Raw genomic sequence first — 16,646 nt, forward strand, 5'->3', positions numbered from 1 at the left:
GTCATTTGATGTAAGGCATTGTCGCAAGTTTGCGTCGATGCGCAAGGAAGGGGATCATGATCATGGAAGTGCGCAAAGGCATTTTTGCCGGTAACGATCCCTTTGTGATTGCGCGCCGCTGGCTGGATGAGGCAACGCAGACAGAGGTCAACGACCCAAATGCCATCGCGCTATCGACCGTGGATGCCTACGGTTTGCCCAATGCGCGCATGGTATTGCTGAAAGAAATCGAAGACGCGGCATTCGTCTTTTACACAAACTACACCAGCGCCAAGGCGCAAGAACTGGATCACGCGGGCAAGGCTGCTTTCGTGATGCATTGGAAATCCCTGCGCCGCCAGATACGGGTGCGCGGCGTGGTTTCCAAAGAAGAAGGCCCGCAGGCGGACGCATATTACAAGTCGCGTTCGCTCAAAAGCCGGTTGGGGGCCTGGGCCTCTGACCAATCGTCCCCTTTAGCCAGCCGTGCGTCATTGGTCGCCGAAGTGGCAAAAGTCACCGCCAAAAAGGGGCCAAACCCAGACCGTCCACCTTTTTGGGGGGGCTACCGGATCACCCCGGCTGAAATCGAGTTCTGGGCCGACGGAGAGTATAGATTGCATGACCGTTTTGTCTGGCGACGTGCCGAACAAAACGGTGATTGGAGCGTAACGAGATTGAACCCATAAGGCGGCTTTTGCCGCTGATATTTTGTACGCGGGCACGCTGTTGCCTGACCTAGAGAAGACCAAAGGACATTTGTGTCAGAAGTATCCAGCAATAGCTCTGCCATTTCCGGCGTGGTGAAATGGTTTGACCCTGCGAAGGGGTTCGGTTTCGTTGTCTCAGACGCTGGCGGGCCTGATATCCTGTTGCACGTCAATGTGTTACGTAATTACGGACAAAGCTCTGTCGCGGACGGAGCGCGCATTGATCTGACGGTGCAAAAGACCGAACGCGGGGTGCAGGCGACCCAAGTGCATGCGGTACACCCGCCCGCTGCTGCTCAGGCGATGGCGTTGTCGGATATTGTGGGCATTGACCCCGCGCTGGTGGCCGCCGCACCGCTAGAACCCGCGCGGGTCAAATGGTTTGATAAATCCAAAGGCTTTGGTTTCGCGAATGTGTTTGGCAAAAGCGATGACATCTTTCTACATATAGAAGTGTTGCGCCAGTCGGGCCTGTCGGATTTGCAACCGGGCGAGGCATTGGCGCTGCGGGTCATTAACGGGGAACGCGGCCAGATGGCGGCAGAGGTACATGCATGGGAAACGGTACGACTCGATTCATCTGGCACCGCGCAAAGCTGATCCGCGCGGGTCTTTTGGCCTTTGCCACTCTGGCGATGGCGGGGGCTGCCGCAGCCAAATGCAGTGACACCAGCGTGACGTTGCGCGGCGACTGGGGGCAGGCGCGCTTTAGCGTCGAGATTGCCGATGATGCCGGTGAACGTGCCCAAGGATTGATGCATCGCAGCTCACTGGCGGGCAGCGCGGGTATGCTCTTTATCTATGAAGAACCGCAGCCTCTCAGCTTTTGGATGCGTAACACATTGATTCCCCTCGACCTATTGTTCATCGATTCCCGTGGTGTGGTGCAGCACATTCACCACAATGCGGTTCCGCTCGACGAATCTCCGCTTGAGGGGGGCAGTGATGCGCTGCTGGCGGTGCTGGAAATCAACGGCGGGTTAAGCGCGCGGATGGGCATCACACCGGGGACAGAGCTGCGCCATCCCGCGTTTGCAGGGCGCAATCCGGCATGGCCCTGTTAGTTCGTCAGAAACTATCATTTTCTGTGAACTTAGGGCTTTTCAATCCGATTGCTTGGGGCTAAGTAGGCCGCAGTCGGGGCGTGGCGCAGCCTGGTAGCGCACCTGTTTTGGGTACAGGGGGTCGGAAGTTCGAATCTTCTCGCCCCGACCACTTTAAGAACCACCACATATAGTGTTCCTGATCTGCTTCATGCAGATCAGAACGCTGTATTTGTGTGCAGTCGTTCTTTTTTGTCACAGATGCACGCTCTAAATCTGGTGAGACAGCCGCGTTTTCGAACCTATATCTGGTGGCTGCATAAATTTTTATCATCCACAGTTCCGCCATGTTTATCCCCAGCCCGCTGTCGGGGATTTTGTGGATAACTCAAGCGATACATGAGCCATCCGCGCTAAACCTTAGCGTTTATTAACTTTATCCGCGGTGTGAAAAAGCCCCCTCGTGATCCGCTGTCTGTGCATATCATTTCGCTGAATCACCGCGCTGACCGAAGCTTCAAAAAATGCCGATCCGGTCAAGACGCAACTTCCCTTATTTCGATAATAAAGCCGTTGACCCAATAGGGCTGCATACGCCAGTTTGTGTAAATCGACGGGCGGGCCACTACATCTGGTGATTGATCGGGGTGGCGTGCTGATCGGGTGAAATTGGGTTTCGCACTTTTGCGCCGGTTAAACGGCTTGATCCAAGACCAACCTGATGCGGGTGCGGGGGACGATGCACACCGGCGATAGGTTTGGCGGCCCGATCATGCCGCTGGTTGAGAGTTTGAAAATTTGGGGCAGCACTTATGAAAATCGAGAGAAAATTCACGCGATCCGGTCAGGATGCCTACGCAGAACTGGACTTTGTGAGCACGGCCTCCGAAATCCGCAATCCTGACGGGTCGGTGGTCTTTCGCCTCGATAACGTCGAAGTGCCCTCCAGCTGGAGCCAGGTCGCCTCTGATGTGATCGCCCAGAAATATTTCCGCAAGGCAGGCGTCCCGTCCGAGACCAAGAAGGTCAAGGAAAAGGGCGTGCCAGAATTCCTCTGGCGCTCGGTGCCGACCGATGACGCGACCATGGGCGGCGAGACATCGTCGAAGCAAGTGTTCGACCGTCTGGCCGGCGCTTGGGCCTATTGGGGGTGGAAAGGTGGCTATTTCACCACAGAAGAAGACGCCCAAGCCTATTATGACGAGATGCGCCACATCCTGGCCAGCCAGCGCGGCGCACCCAACAGCCCGCAATGGTTCAACACCGGTTTGCACTGGGCCTACGGCATCGATGGTCCCGCGCAGGGGCATTACTATGTCGATTACAAATCCGGCAAGCTGACGCGGTCGACATCCTCTTACGAGCATCCGCAGCCCCACGCTTGTTTCATCCAGTCCGTCGCTGACGATCTGGTAGGTGACGGCGGCATTATGGACCTGTGGGTCCGCGAGGCGCGTCTGTTCAAATACGGTTCCGGCACCGGCACCAACTTCTCGAGCCTGCGGGCGGCGGGCGAGAAACTGTCGGGCGGGGGGAAATCCTCTGGCTTGATGGGCTTTCTGAAAATCGGTGACCGTGCGGCAGGCGCGATCAAATCGGGTGGCACCACACGGCGCGCGGCCAAGATGGTGATCGTTGATGCGGACCACCCCGATATCGAGGATTTCATCAACTGGAAGGTCATCGAAGAGCAAAAGGTGGCGAGCATCGTCGCTGGCTCGAAGATGCATGAACGCGAGCTGAACAAGCTGTTTGCTGCGATCAAAGCATGGGATGGCGCAGAGGCGGACGCCTATGACCCTGCCAAGAACGACCAGCTGAAGGCCGCGATCCGCAGCGCGAAAAAATGCGCGATCCCAGAGACATACGTCAAGCGCGTGCTGGATTATGCCAAGCAGGGTCATACCTCGATCGAATTCCCGACCTATGACACAGACTGGGATTCCGAAGCCTATTCCTCGGTCTCGGGCCAGAACTCCAACAACTCGATCCGGGTGACCAACGCCTTCCTGCACGCCGTCGAAAAAGACGCCGATTGGGAGCTGCTCGACCGCACCACCGGGCGCGTGTCAAAAACCATCCGTGCCCGTGACCTGTGGGAGCAAGTCGGCCACGCGGCTTGGGCCTGCGCCGATCCCGGCATCCAGTACCACGACACGGTAAACGACTGGCACACATGCCCCGAAGACGGCGCGATCCGCGGGTCTAACCCGTGTTCCGAATACATGTTCCTCGACGACACGGCCTGTAACCTTGCGTCGATGAACCTGCTGACCTTCCTGCAAGACGGGGAGTTCATGGTCGAAGACTATATGCACGCCTCGCGTCTGTGGACCGTTACGCTCGAAATCTCGGTGATGATGGCGCAGTTCCCGTCCAAGGAAATCGCGCAGCGGTCCTATGATTTCCGCACGCTGGGTCTGGGCTACGCCAACATCGGCGGTCTGCTGATGAACATGGGCTTTAGCTACGACAGCGACGAGGGCCGTGCGCTTTGCGGGGCGCTGACCGCGATCATGACTGGCGTTTCCTATGCCACCTCCGCCGAGATGGCGGGCGAGCTGGGGGCCTTCCCCGGTCACGCCAAGAACGCCGACCACATGCTGCGCGTTATCCGCAACCACCGCAATGCGGCCCACGGCAAGACCGACGGCTACGAGGCGCTATCGGTCAAGCCCGTGCCACTGGACCACGCAAACTGCCCGCAAGCCAACCTGATCGACATCGCCACCGCGACCTGGGACGAAGCCCTGCGGCTTGGCGAAAAGCACGGGTACCGCAACGCGCAAACCTCTGTGATTGCGCCGACGGGCACCATCGGTCTGGTGATGGATTGCGATACCACCGGGATCGAGCCTGACTTTGCGCTGGTGAAATTCAAGAAGCTCGCGGGCGGTGGCTATTTCAAGATCATCAACCAGTCGGTGCCTGCAGCGCTTGAAAAGCTTGGCTACGGCTCGGCCCAGATCGAAGAGATCGTCGGCTATGCCGTCGGTCACGGCACTATCGGGAACGCGCCTGCGATCAACCACACCACGCTGGTCGGTCACGGTTTTGGCCCTAACGAGCTGACCAAGATCGACGCGGCGCTGGCACAGGCCTTCGACATCCGCTTTGTCTTCAACCAATGGACATTGGGCGAGGAATTCTGCACGCAAGTCCTTGGCATCCCTGCCGAAAAGCTGAACGACCCGACGTTTGACCTGCTGAAATCCCTGGGTTTTTCCAAGAAAGATATCGAAGCGGCCAACGACCATGTTTGCGGCACGATGACGCTGGAAGGCGCGCCGCACCTCAAGCCCGAACACTACGGCATCTTCGACTGCGCCAACCCCTGCGGCAAGAAGGGCAAACGCTACCTGTCCGTCAACAGCCACATCTACATGATGGCGGCGGCGCAAAGCTTCATCTCCGGCGCGATCTCGAAGACGATCAACATGCCAAATGACGCCACCATCGAGGATTGCCAGAACGCATACGAACTGTCGTGGTCGCTTGGCGTCAAAGCCAACGCGCTGTACCGCGACGGATCAAAACTCTCGCAGCCTCTGGCTTCCGCGCTGGTCGAGGATGATGACGAGGCCGCCGAAACGCTGGAAAGCGGCACCACCCACGAGAAAGCCACCGTGCTGGCTGAAAAGATCGTCGAGAAGGTCATCGTCAAAGAAATCATCAAATCGCACCGCGAAAAGATGCCTCAGCGCCGCAAGGGGTATACCCAAAAGGCAAATGTAGGCGGGCACAAGGTCTATTTGCGCACCGGTGAATACGAAGACGGCTCCTTGGGCGAGATCTTTATCGACATGCACAAGGAAGGCGCGGGCTTCCGTGCGATGATGAACAACTTTGCCATCGCCGTGTCCGTGGGTCTGCAATACGGCGTCCCGCTTGAGGAATTCGTCGACGCCTTCACCTTCACCAAGTTCGAACCCGCTGGCATGGTACAGGGCAACGACAGCATCAAGAACGCGACGTCGATCCTTGACTATGTGTTCCGCGAGCTCGCCGTGTCCTATCTGGACCGTACCGATCTGGCGCATGTGCAACCCGAAGGGGCCAGCTTTGACAGCCTCGGCCGCGGCGATCAGGAAAGCGTTGCCAATGTGGCGGAAATCTCCGAAACCGCCGCCAACCGCTCGCTCGAGGTGCTCAAGCAGATCAGCTCCACCGGGTATCTGCGCAACCGTTTGCCGCAGGATCTGGTGCTGCTGCAAGGCGGGCAGGGCGACACGCAGACGCTTGACCGTGTGATGCCGCAGGCCGGCCAAGCCTCGGTCGCGGCCAGCATGGGGTCGACCACAGCGGTGTCCAGCGGCGCAGTCAGCATGGACGCCCGTACCAAGGCAAAGATGCAGGGCTACGAGGGCGAAGCCTGCGGGGAATGCGGCAACTACACGCTGGTCCGCAACGGCACCTGCATGAAGTGCAACACCTGCGGCGGAACGTCGGGCTGCAGCTAAGACAAACGCCCCGGCCTTGCGGTCGGGGCTTTCTACATGGGGCAGGTGCGCTTGCCCCTGACGCTGGCCTTGCCGCAGGCATAAAACAAACGAGCGGTGAACGATGAGCAAGGTCAGGCGAAACTCAGGGTGCCCCATCGGGCACCCTTTCTTCGTTTGGTGTCGCTACATCGGAACGCTCGTATTCCGTTTGATCTCGCGCAGGACCACGTTGGTTTGGGCGCTTTCGACGGCGGGGAGGCGGAACAGGAAGTCTTCGAGAAAGCGGTTGTAGGCGGCGATGTCGCGGCAGAGGACGCGCATTTGGTAGTCGGCCTGTCCCGTGGTGGCATAGCATTCCAGCACCTCGGCGCGGTGTGCGATGGCTTTGATGAACTCTGCCAGCTTTTCCTGATTGTGACGCGCAAGCTGCACCTGCACCAGCGCCTGAAAGCTGTTGCCCGCTTTGGTCGGGGACACATCCGCGCGGTACCGTTCGATCACGCCGGCATCCTCGAACGCTTTCACCCGTCGCCAGCAGGCGGAGGCGGACATGCCAGCCCGCTCTGCCAGATCGGCGTTCGAGATGCGGCAATCGCGCTGCAACAGCTCCAGTATCTTGCGGTCGCGGTCGTCAAAGCGCATTTGGTCAGACATTTCATCAATCCCCTATATGCTGAATAGAACATTCGTTTATTCCGCGTGCAGGCGCAAGAGGGGGCAGATATTTCACGGAAACGTGGTTTGATGGTCAAGACAGCCAAGGATTGCCATCATGACCAAAGAAACCCACGATTTTTACCCCTATGCCTTATCCGACCGCTACACGCGCACAGAAGGAACGGTGTTTCTGACCGGCACCCAAGCGCTGGTGCGGATCATGTTGGATCAGGCGCGGCGCGATAAGCAGCAGGGGCTGAACACCGCGGGGTTTATCTCGGGGTATCGCGGATCGCCTTTGGGCGCGGTCGATCTTGAACTATGGCGCGCACGGGATGTGACCAAGGACAACAACATCACCTTTATGCCCGCGGTGAACGAAGATTTGGGGGCCACGGCGGTTCTGGGGGCGCAGCAGGCTGTGCTTGATCCCCATTGCGAGGTCGAGGGCGTATTCTCCATGTGGTACGGCAAGGGGCCGGGGGTGGACCGGTCGGGGGACGCGCTACGCCACGGCAACGCCTATGGCTCTTCGCCCAAGGGGGGCGTGCTGGTTGTGGCGGGGGATGACCACGGCTGTGTGTCGTCGTCCATGCCGCATCAATCGGATGTCGCCTTTATGACCTGGATGATGCCGACGCTGAACCCCGCGAATGTGGGCGAGTTTCTGGAGTTCGGGGCCTATGGGCTCGCGTTAAGCCGTTTTTCCGGCACTTGGGTCGGGTTCAAAGCGATTTCCGAGACGGTGGAAAGCGGGCAATCGGTGGCGTTGCAGCCTGACCGCGCGTTTACGCTGCCCCAGATCACGCCACCGCCCGGCGGGCTGCATGTGCGCCGCTCGGACATGCCAAGCCCCGAGATCGAGACCCGGTTGCAACATAAGCTCAGCGCCGTCGAAGCCTTTGTCGAGGCCAACCCGATCGACAGGCGTATCTATAATCTGGACAATGCCACCTTTGGCATCGTCACCACCGGCAAGGGCCATCTGGATCTGATGGAGGCGCTGCGTCTGCTGGGTCTGGACGAAGCCGCCTGCCGCCGTCTTGGCATCGATATCTACAAAGTCGGCATGGTTTGGCCCTTGGCACGGCGTGATGCGCTGGCCTTTGTTGCCGACACGGAAGAAGTACTGGTGATCGAGGAAAAGCGCGGCATCATCGAGAGCCAGCTGAAGGAATATTTCTACGACTGGCCGGGGCACAAACCCGGTCGCATGGTTGGCAAACACCGCGCGGCAGGCGACCCGCTGCTGCCCTGGACCGGCGAGTTAAGCCCGCTGGCGCTGGTGCCCGTGGTGGCCGAGCGGTTGAACGCGTTCTTCCCTGATGAAAACCTGCCGCAAAAGGCGCGCGCGCTGACGGAAAAGCCTCCTGTCCTGCTGAATGTGCCGGGGGCAAAGCGCACGCCATATTTCTGTTCGGGCTGTCCGCATAACACCTCGACCAAGCTGCCCGAGGGGTCGCAGGCCGCATCGGGCATCGGTTGCCACGTCATGGCCGGGTGGATGGACCGCGAAACCGGTGGCTATGCGCAGATGGGCGGCGAGGGCGTGCCGCATGTGGTGGCCTCAAAGTTCAACGGCGGCAAACACCTGTTCCAGAATTTGGGCGAGGGCACATGGTACCATTCAGGGTCGCTCGCCATTCGGCAGGCTGTCGCGGCGGGGACGAATATCACCTATAAGATCCTCTATAACGACGCGGTGGCCATGACCGGGGGGCAACCGGTGGACGGGCCGATCAGCGTGACCGGAATCGCGCAGGCCTGTCGTGCCGAAGGGGTCCAGCGCATCGCCTTGGTGTCGGATGTGATCGACAAATTCGACCGCGGCGATTTCCCCCAAGGCACCAGCTTTCACCCGCGTGAAGAGATGGACACCGTGCAGCGCGAACTGCGCGAGGTCAAAGGCGTGTCGGTGCTGATCTACGAACAGACCTGCGCCACCGAGAAACGCCGCCGCCGCAAGCGCGGGCAGATGGAGGACCCCAAACGCTTTGCCTTCATCAACCCCGCTGTATGCGAGGGCTGCGGCGATTGCTCGCTTGAAAGCAACTGTCTGAGCATCGAACCGCTAGAAACGGATCTGGGCCGCAAGCGCAAGATCAACCTGTCGAGCTGCAACAAGGATTTCTCGTGTCTGAACGGGTTCTGCCCCAGCTTCGTCACCCTTGAAGGGGCGGTGCGGCGCAAGAAAACCGGGGCAGAGGTCGATGTGGACGCGCTGCTGGCGGGTATCTCGCGTCCCGAACTGCCCAGCCTTGATGCGCCCTTTGATCTGTTGGTCACAGGCGTGGGCGGCACCGGCGTGATCACGGTCGGCGCGCTGATCACCATGGCCGCGCATCTGGAGGGCAAGGGGGCCAGCGTGCTGGATTTCACCGGTTTCGCGCAGAAGTTCGGCACGGTGCTTAGCTTTATCCGGATCGGGGCGCGCCCTAATGCAATCCATCAGGTGCGCATTGATCACGGGGCGGCGGATGCGGTGATTGGCTGCGATATCGTCGTTTCCTCTGCCGCGCAGGCGTCGGTCTACTATGGGCCCGCGACCAAGGTGGTGTTGAACCTCGCCGAAATGCCCACGGGCGATCTGGTGTTGCACCGCGACGCGCAGCTGCACACTGACCAGCGCGAGAGTGTGATCCGCGATACCGTGGGGGGTGAAAACCTTGCCGGTTTCGATGCCAATGCGATGGCAGAACGGTTTCTGGGCGATACGGTTTTCGCCAATATGATCATGTTGGGCTTCGCGTGGCAGAAAGGGCTGGTGCCCGTGTCCCACGGCGCGCTGCGGCAGGCGGTCGTGTTGAACGGCGTGGCTATCGACAAGAATCATCGCGCCTTTGATCTGGGCCGCGTGATGGCGGAAACGCCTGACGCGCTGGCCCTGCCGTCGAGCGAACAGCCAGACTTGGACCGCGCCGCGTTGATCGCGGACCGGGCCGACCGGTTGCGGGCCTATCAAAACGACAGCTACGCGCAGCGCTACCGCGACCGGCTTGCGCAGTTCAGCGCCGCCGTCCCCGCCGCCCATGCCGACGCGCTGACGGAGGTCGCGGCTAAGGCCCTGTTCAAACTGATGGCGTTCAAGGATGAATACGAGGTCGCGCGGCTGCACCGCGATCCTGCCTTTGCCGAAATGTTGGCGCAGGAGTTCGAGCCGGGGTTCAAGATCAACTACCACATGGCCCCGCCGATCATGTCTTTGCGCAAGGACGCGCGGGGGCGGCCCGTCAAGCGCGCGTTCGGTGCATGGTTCTCGCCGGTGTTGACCGCATTGTCGAGGCTGCGATCCCTACGGGGCACGGCGCTGGATGTGTTTTCCTACACTCAGGAACGTCGCGAAGAAGTGGCGCTGATCCGCTGGTACGAAGCCTTGCTGGCAGAGCTGCCCGCCAAGACCTGTGAGACAACGGTCGAGACGGTGCAAAAGCTGCTGGCACTGCCGATGGATATTCGGGGCTATGGGCCGGTGAAACACGCCGCTATCGAACAGGCGCGCGCAGAGGAGGCGCGGCTGCGGAAACTGCTCTGATGGCACTTCAGAAATTGGTTTAAGTGTGGCGTTTGTATTATAATTATCAATAGGTTGTGCTGGCAGTCTCACCTGATAATTTAGCTGATTTCGCGCGCTCTACTGACCTGTAGAACGCGCGAAATCCAGCCAGATCGGCAGGTGGTCCGAGGCGCGGCGCGCATCGTCAGTCTCGCAAACGCCACCGTCCATCACATGCAGCGCGTCATCTACCGCGATGCGATCCAGTGCGGCCAAAGGCAGGCGCGCATGATAGCTTTTACCCGGTGCATAAATGTCAAAGTGATGCGCCAGACGCCCGAGCCCGACGTTCAGCGACCATTCATTCATATCGCCCGCGATCAACGTCGGCCGTTTGGACTGCGCATCCAGATGGGCGATGAGCGCGGAAAGCTGAGCGCGCCGCGACCGGCGCATCAGCCCCAGATGGGTGGCAATGATGCGCAGCGGGATATCGCGCAGGTCGAAATCCACCACCATCGCACCGCGCGGCTCCATCCCCGGCAGGTTCAGGTGTTTGACCTCGATCAGCTCTGCCTCGGGGCGCAGCAAGACCGCGTTGCCATGCCAGCCGATGCTGACCTCACTGGGGACAGGCACGGCGATCAAACCGGTCTGCGCCGTCACCTGATCCATGGGCAGCGCCGAGGGGCGGGGGCCAAGGCGCATGTCGGCCTCTTGCAGCACGACGATATCCGCCGCGAGCGTCTGGATCACGCGCAGGATGCGGGCGGGATCCCGTTTGCGGTCAGTGCCCATGGCCTTGCGCATGTTGTAGCTGGCGATGCGAAGGGGAGCTTTGGTCACAAGATCGGTGCTCCTATGCGAAAGACGCCCTCGGCCAGACGGCGGGGCAAATGCGGGCTTGGCATATTCTCGTGGCAGTCTGCCTCGCGGGCCGTGAACCAGTCCGACAGGGTTGACACGCTGCGTGCATCATAAACGAACAACATCGCCTCAAAGTTCAAAAGCATACTGCGCACGTCGAAATTCGCCGTGCCCACAAGCCCCACATCATCAATCAGCGCGGCTTTCGCGTGGATCATCGCAGGTTCAAAGTATTTGACCTTGGCCCCTGCGGTATGCGCATCGCGCAGATAGCCGCCACGGGCGAAGTCCGCGATATGCTGGTTCGACTTCTGCGGCACTAGAATACGCACATCCACCCCGCGCAGCGCCGCGATGCGCAGCGCATTGGCCAGCGGCTCGGTCGGGACGAAATAGGGGGTGGCGATCCAGATACGGGTTTTCGCCAGATGCAGTGCGCGGATAATCCCGTCGTGCAGCGGGTCTTCGACAATATCGGGGCCCGAGGGGATCAACTGCACGGTGGCATTGCCCGCGGTGGTGGGGGCAGGCGTTGTAATATGGTCCACGTCCTCACCACAGGCGACTTCCCAGTCCGAGCGGAAGACATCGCAGAAGGTCTGTACCGATTGCCCTTCAAGGGTGAAGGCCAGATCGACCCAGTGATCGCTGTGCGGGTGGTCTGACATATAGTGTTCGCCAATATTCATCCCGCCCGAAAAGACACGGGCATGATCGGCGATGATCATCTTGCGATGGTTGCGCAGGTTTAGGTGGCCACTGCTGGGCAGTTGCAGGATCGGCGAAAAGAACAGCACCTCGCCGCCGGCCTTGCGCAGCGCCTTGACCGCCTTGGAGGGGCCGCGCAAGGTGCCAAGCCGGTCCATCAGCAGGCGCACCTTGACGCCGTTGCGGGCTTTTTCGGTCAGGGCGTCGACCACGTGATTACCGGTGTCATCGTCCGAGACGATATAGAACAGCACATCAATCGTCTGTGTCGCGCTCTCGATGACCTCCATCGCGGCGGCATAGGCGGTTTGCGGTGTATCATGCAGGTTCAGTCGCTGTGCTTCCAGCGCGGGGGGCAGGTTGAAGCTCTGGAACATCTCGTCCAGAGCATGCACGGGCGTTTGCGGGTCTTCTTTTTGGGTAAAGATAATAGGCTCGTAGCGTTTGCCCTGTTTGCGAAAGCCAAGCGCCAAGAACAAGGGCGCGGCGACATAGGGCATCACCACCAGAAACAGGATCCAGGCGGCAGTAGATTGTGGGCTGCGGCGCTGCTGAAGCAGGATGAAGGCCACGCCGAGGGTCAAAAGGATGACGCCAACGACCTCTATATGTGTAATGAAGAAATTGATCATACTCGTTTCGCCTCGATTATGCCGGACATGCTGTCATCCGCGCCGCATCGCTACCTAGCACATAGGGGGGTAAACGCCACTTTTTGCAGCATTTTCGCGAGATTCCTGCTGCAGCATGCGGGCAGATTGTTCCATCTTCTTGAAAATTTAATTCCGGGTGATTTTGGCGCATCTCCGCGGAACCGCGTTTTGGCCTTGGTAAAAAGGATTAATAGCGGCGACGGGCCGCCGAGACGCCGTGCATTTGAGCAACAATTTACCGATCACCAACCCGTGATTGGGAAATCCCGAAACCAGATCTTAGCTGCCGTGTTGTGTCGATGAAGCGGGAAGCGCCCGCTCCGGTACAAACTGATCGAGGAGTTACGATTATGAAACGCACTATGAAACTTGCATCCGCAGCCGTTCTGGCATCCACAGCATTCGCTGGCGCAACATACGCCGGCAGCTTGGCAGAGCCAGTGGTTGAGCCCGTGATGACCGCACCTGTTCCTGCACCCGACCTGGGTGGCGACTGGACAGGCTTTTACACCGGTCTGCAACTGGGCTATTCCGACGCTGAGATCGACAACGGTCTGGAAGGTGACAACGGGTCCTACGGTTTCCACGCTGGTTACAACTACGACTTCGGTCGCTTCGTATTGGGCGGTGAGCTTGACTACGACAAGACAGACATAGACCTGGAAGACGCTGCAGGCGTAACACAGGGTTCCATCGACTCCGTTGCTCGTGCGAAAATCAAAGGTGGCTACGACCTGGGTAGCACTCTGATCTACGCAACCGGCGGTTACGCTCGTGCCGACACATCCTTGGGTGACGAAGACGGTGCCTTCTACGGTATCGGCATGGATTACAAAATCACCGAGCAATACAGCGTTGGCGCAGAACTGCTTGAGCACAAGTTTGACGACGTAAATGGTGTTTCCGGTGACGACGCGGACGTAACCACATTCAACATCCGTGGTTCCTACCGCTTCTAAGCTGACACGCTGACAACTGGCGGTGTATCTGCCGAGGGCGTCGCATAACGGTGCTCTCGGCAGGAAATAATAATGTGCCAGTCAAAAAGGCCGGAGGATCATCCTCCGGCCTTTTTCGTATGTTGGCAGCTGCGGTCGCGCGACGTTTTCGTCAGGCGGCGAGGCTTTCCGCGAAGTCGCATACTGTCGCCAGCGCTTGGGCAAAGCGCGTGTCCTCGATGGTCATCGCGACGCGGATATGGCCTGCCGCTGCCGTCCCGAAGCTTTCGCCGGGCATCACCGCGATGTGGTGTTTTTCCAGCAGCGCATAGGCGAAATCCTCGCCACTCATGCCGGTGCTGCGCACATCCAGCATTAGATACATCGCGCCTTGGGCGGGTACGAGGCTGACGGCGTTCTGTCGCGCAAGAATGTCTTGCGCCAGCAGACGGCGGCGCTGGAAGGGGGCGGCGATCTCTGCCTCGAAACCGGTGCCTTGGTTCAGCGCGAACAGCGCCGCGTCCTGAATGTACCCGGGCACGCCATAGGTCGTGTGGGTCGCCAGATTGGTCAGATGCTCGATCGCATCCACGGGCCCGACGATCCAGCCGCAGCGCGAGCCGGTCATCGCGTGGCTTTTCGACATCGACCCTACGACCAGAGTATGCTCCGCCATCCCGTCCAGCGCGCGTGGCGAGAGGTGCGCGCCCTCCCAGACTTGTGTGTCGTAAACCTCGTCCGAGATCAGCCACATGTCGTGATCGCGGCAGACCTGCGCGATGCCTTCAAGTGTCTTGCGGGAGTAGACAACGCCGGTGGGGTTGTTGGGCGAATTCACCAGCAGCGACGCCGCGTTGGTCTGCTTCGCAGCGGCGGCAATCACGTCCGCACGGGGCTGGAACGCATCCTCCGCACGGGCGGCGATCGCATGGGGCAGGGCGCTGACACCGCGGATCGTACCGGGGTAGGTGGCGTAATAGGGATCAATATAAAGCGCTGTATCGCCGGGGTTGCAGGTCGCCATATGCGCGGCAAACAGCGCGCTTTGACCGCCCGGCGTGATCAGCACATTGTCGCGCGTCGTCGGCACGCCGGTACGCTCTTGCAACCGCGCGGCCACGGCATCGCGCAGACCCGTGGTGCCGGGGATGGCCGCATACCCTGTGTGACCGGCCAAAGCGGCGCGGTGCATATCTTGCAGGATCGGTGCGGCGGTGCGGATGTCATGTTCGCCAATCGTCAGCTCTGTCACCTGCGTACCCTGTTCAATCATCTGGCGGGCGCGCAGGAAAACGCCCCAGCCGTCTGATCCGCCGCCAAGCAGCCCTGTGATGCGCGATGATAGTTGCATGCCGTCTCTCCCTCGTAACTTGAAGACGCAGGGGCGCAGAGCATGGTTGATTTGTCAATCAGGCTTGACCGCCAGTGGCGGGTCGGGCTACGCAGACGGCATGAAGATGATGCCACTCATTATTTGCTGTATTACCTGCTAAGACCTTCCGGCGGGCTTGCTCACATCGTTTTCTTCCCGAGATTTCTGTGCCATGCCCGCGCAATCCTTGCGTAAGGACGCGCCATGACCACGATCAAGCTGCACAACACGAAAACCCGCAAACGCGAGGATTTCACCCCGATTGATGATAAGAACGTGCGGATGTATGTCTGTGGGCCGACGGTGTACGACCGCGCCCATCTGGGCAATGCGCGCCCCGTGATCGTGTTTGACGTGCTCAACCGGTTGCTGCGCCATGTCTATGGCGACGCCCATGTGACCTATGTGCGCAACTTCACGGATGTGGATGACAAGATCAACGCGCGCGCGGCACAAAGCGGTCGGTCGATTGGCGAGATCACCGCCGAGACAACCCAGTGGTTTCTGGACGATATGGCCGCCGTCGGCGCGCTTGAGCCCGATCACATGCCACGCGCCACCGCCTATATTCCGCAGATGGTCGCGATGATTGAAGACCTGATTGCGAAAGAGCACGCGTATCCTGCGGAAGGGCATGTGCTTTTCCGCGTGCGTAGCTACAAGAATTATGGGGCGCTATCAGGGCGTTCCGTCGATGATATGATCGCCGGCGCGCGGGTGGAAAAGGCCCCCTACAAAGAAGACCCGATGGACTTCGTACTGTGGAAGCCGTCGGACGACGCGACGCCGGGGTGGGACAGCCCCTGGGGCCGTGGCCGCCCCGGCTGGCACATCGAATGTTCCGCCATGGCGGACGAGCTGCTGTGGAAAGAGCCTTTGCGTCAGGACCGTCTGTCGGATGAGGCGAAGAGCGCACCTCATGTCTTTGACATCCACGGCGGCGGTCTGGACCTGCAATTCCCCCACCACGAGGACGAGATCGCCCAAAGCAGCTGCGCCAATGGCACCGACGAGATGGCACGCTACTGGCTGCACAACGAGATGTTGCAGGTCGAGGGCAAGAAAATGTCCAAGTCGCTTGGTAACTTCTTCACCGTGCGCGATCTGCTGGATCAAGGCGTGCCCGGAGAGGTGATCCGTTTCGTCATGCTCAGCACGCATTACCGCAAGCCGATGGACTGGACCGAGAAGAAACGGGACGAGGCGGAGAAGACGTTGAGGAAGTGGCGCGAGCTTTCTGAGCACGTCCAGCCAAGCAAGCCCTCAAAAAAGCTAATTGAAATGTTGGCCAACGATCTCAACACTGCTGGAGCCATTTCACAATTACATGAAATGGCATCCGTGCTGCTCGCTGCATTCGGCGGGGCGGATCTGCCTGATAAAATTGATGTTGGAGGTATTGAAAGTGAGTTTCTGGCGTCCGCGCAATTTTTGGGTCTTATCACCGACGAGTTATCGGGTTGGAATTGGAAAGCAGAGAATGAGAAAGACAATTTAATCGGTTGGGCTGAAGTGCTCAGTGAGGTCAGGCTTCAAGCTTTGGCCAAGAAGGACTTTAGTGAACTAGATCGTATTAAGCTCCAGCTTGTTGAAGCCGGCTTAGAAGTTCGCTTCAAAAAAGATGGTGTTGAGATTGTTGACGACATTGGCATAGACCAGAGCAAAATAGGTGAGATTTTCTATCCTTGGGCTAACAACAAGTAATCGTTTCAGGGCGCCAATCAGAGTGGTAAATTCCGTATCTGCTCTTTCAGTGTTTGATCAACATAGGTGTGGGGGGGGGG

General features: G+C 59.4%; 11 protein-coding genes and 1 tRNA gene. 8 read left to right on the top strand and 4 right to left on the bottom strand.

Translation table 11 applies throughout. The features are described from left to right. Positions 1-62: 62 nt before the first annotated feature. From pdxH to B4F27_RS15975, 5 genes are all read left to right on the top strand, one after another. Entirely contained in the window at positions 63-668 is a 606-nt protein-coding gene (gene pdxH, locus B4F27_RS15955; RefSeq protein WP_286760132.1) for a pyridoxamine 5'-phosphate oxidase, read from the top strand. Positions 669-740: 72 nt separating this feature from the next. Next, positions 741-1,289 carry a cold-shock protein gene (locus B4F27_RS15960; protein ID WP_174226609.1) on the top strand — a complete coding sequence of 183 codons (549 nt, stop codon included), beginning with the start codon at positions 741-743 and terminating at the stop codon, positions 1,287-1,289. Between the two features lie 35 nt (positions 1,290-1,324). Next, positions 1,325-1,753, top strand: coding sequence for a DUF192 domain-containing protein (locus tag B4F27_RS15965; protein WP_286760133.1), 429 nt, complete (start codon positions 1,325-1,327; stop codon positions 1,751-1,753). 74 nt (positions 1,754-1,827) lie between these two features. Then, positions 1,828-1,904: transfer RNA gene (locus B4F27_RS15970), tRNA-Pro, on the top strand. Between the two features lie 640 nt (positions 1,905-2,544). Then, positions 2,545-6,192, top strand: coding sequence for a vitamin B12-dependent ribonucleotide reductase (locus B4F27_RS15975; protein WP_286760122.1), 3,648 nt, complete (start codon positions 2,545-2,547; stop codon positions 6,190-6,192). Between the two features lie 165 nt (positions 6,193-6,357). Here the strand turns inward: B4F27_RS15975 and B4F27_RS15980 are convergent, their stop codons facing one another. Continuing rightward, the gene (locus B4F27_RS15980; RefSeq protein WP_074634805.1) at positions 6,358-6,828 is read right to left on the bottom strand and encodes an Lrp/AsnC family transcriptional regulator; all 471 of its coding nucleotides are present in this window, start codon (positions 6,826-6,828) and stop codon (positions 6,358-6,360) included. A gap of 118 nt (positions 6,829-6,946) precedes the next feature. Between B4F27_RS15980 and B4F27_RS15985 the strand changes: the two genes are divergently transcribed. Further along, on the top strand, positions 6,947-10,363 hold the full coding sequence (locus tag B4F27_RS15985) for an indolepyruvate ferredoxin oxidoreductase family protein (protein ID WP_286760123.1): 3,417 nt from the start codon (positions 6,947-6,949) through the stop codon (positions 10,361-10,363). 99 nt (positions 10,364-10,462) lie between these two features. On the opposite strand, the gene B4F27_RS15990 is transcribed toward B4F27_RS15985, so the two are convergent. Beyond that, a complete protein-coding gene (locus B4F27_RS15990; RefSeq protein ID WP_286760124.1) occupies positions 10,463-11,170 on the bottom strand; it encodes an endonuclease/exonuclease/phosphatase family protein in 708 nt (235 codons plus the stop codon). Beyond that, positions 11,167-12,531 carry a phospholipase D-like domain-containing protein gene (locus tag B4F27_RS15995; protein ID WP_009824773.1) on the bottom strand — a complete coding sequence of 455 codons (1,365 nt, stop codon included), beginning with the start codon at positions 12,529-12,531 and terminating at the stop codon, positions 11,167-11,169. The genes B4F27_RS15990 and B4F27_RS15995 overlap by 4 nt, the downstream gene beginning before the upstream one ends. Before the next feature lie 371 nt (positions 12,532-12,902). On the opposite strand from B4F27_RS15995, the gene B4F27_RS16000 reads away from it, so the two are divergent. Next, the gene (locus tag B4F27_RS16000) at positions 12,903-13,511 is read left to right on the top strand and encodes an outer membrane protein (protein ID WP_074634808.1); all 609 of its coding nucleotides are present in this window, start codon (positions 12,903-12,905) and stop codon (positions 13,509-13,511) included. Positions 13,512-13,662: 151 nt separating this feature from the next. Here the strand turns inward: B4F27_RS16000 and B4F27_RS16005 are convergent, their stop codons facing one another. Then, positions 13,663-14,841, bottom strand: a complete 1,179-nt coding sequence (locus tag B4F27_RS16005) for a pyridoxal phosphate-dependent aminotransferase (RefSeq protein ID WP_286760125.1) — start codon at positions 14,839-14,841, stop codon at positions 13,663-13,665. A 225-nt stretch (positions 14,842-15,066) separates the two neighbouring features. Between B4F27_RS16005 and cysS the strand changes: the two genes are divergently transcribed. Next, positions 15,067-16,566, top strand: coding sequence for a cysteine--tRNA ligase (gene cysS / locus B4F27_RS16010; RefSeq protein ID WP_286760126.1), 1,500 nt, complete (start codon positions 15,067-15,069; stop codon positions 16,564-16,566). Positions 16,567-16,646 lie beyond the last annotated feature (80 nt).

The sequence above is a fragment of the Sulfitobacter sp. UBA1132 genome (assembly GCF_002311545.1).
Classification (GTDB): domain Bacteria; phylum Pseudomonadota; class Alphaproteobacteria; order Rhodobacterales; family Rhodobacteraceae; genus Sulfitobacter; species Sulfitobacter pontiacus.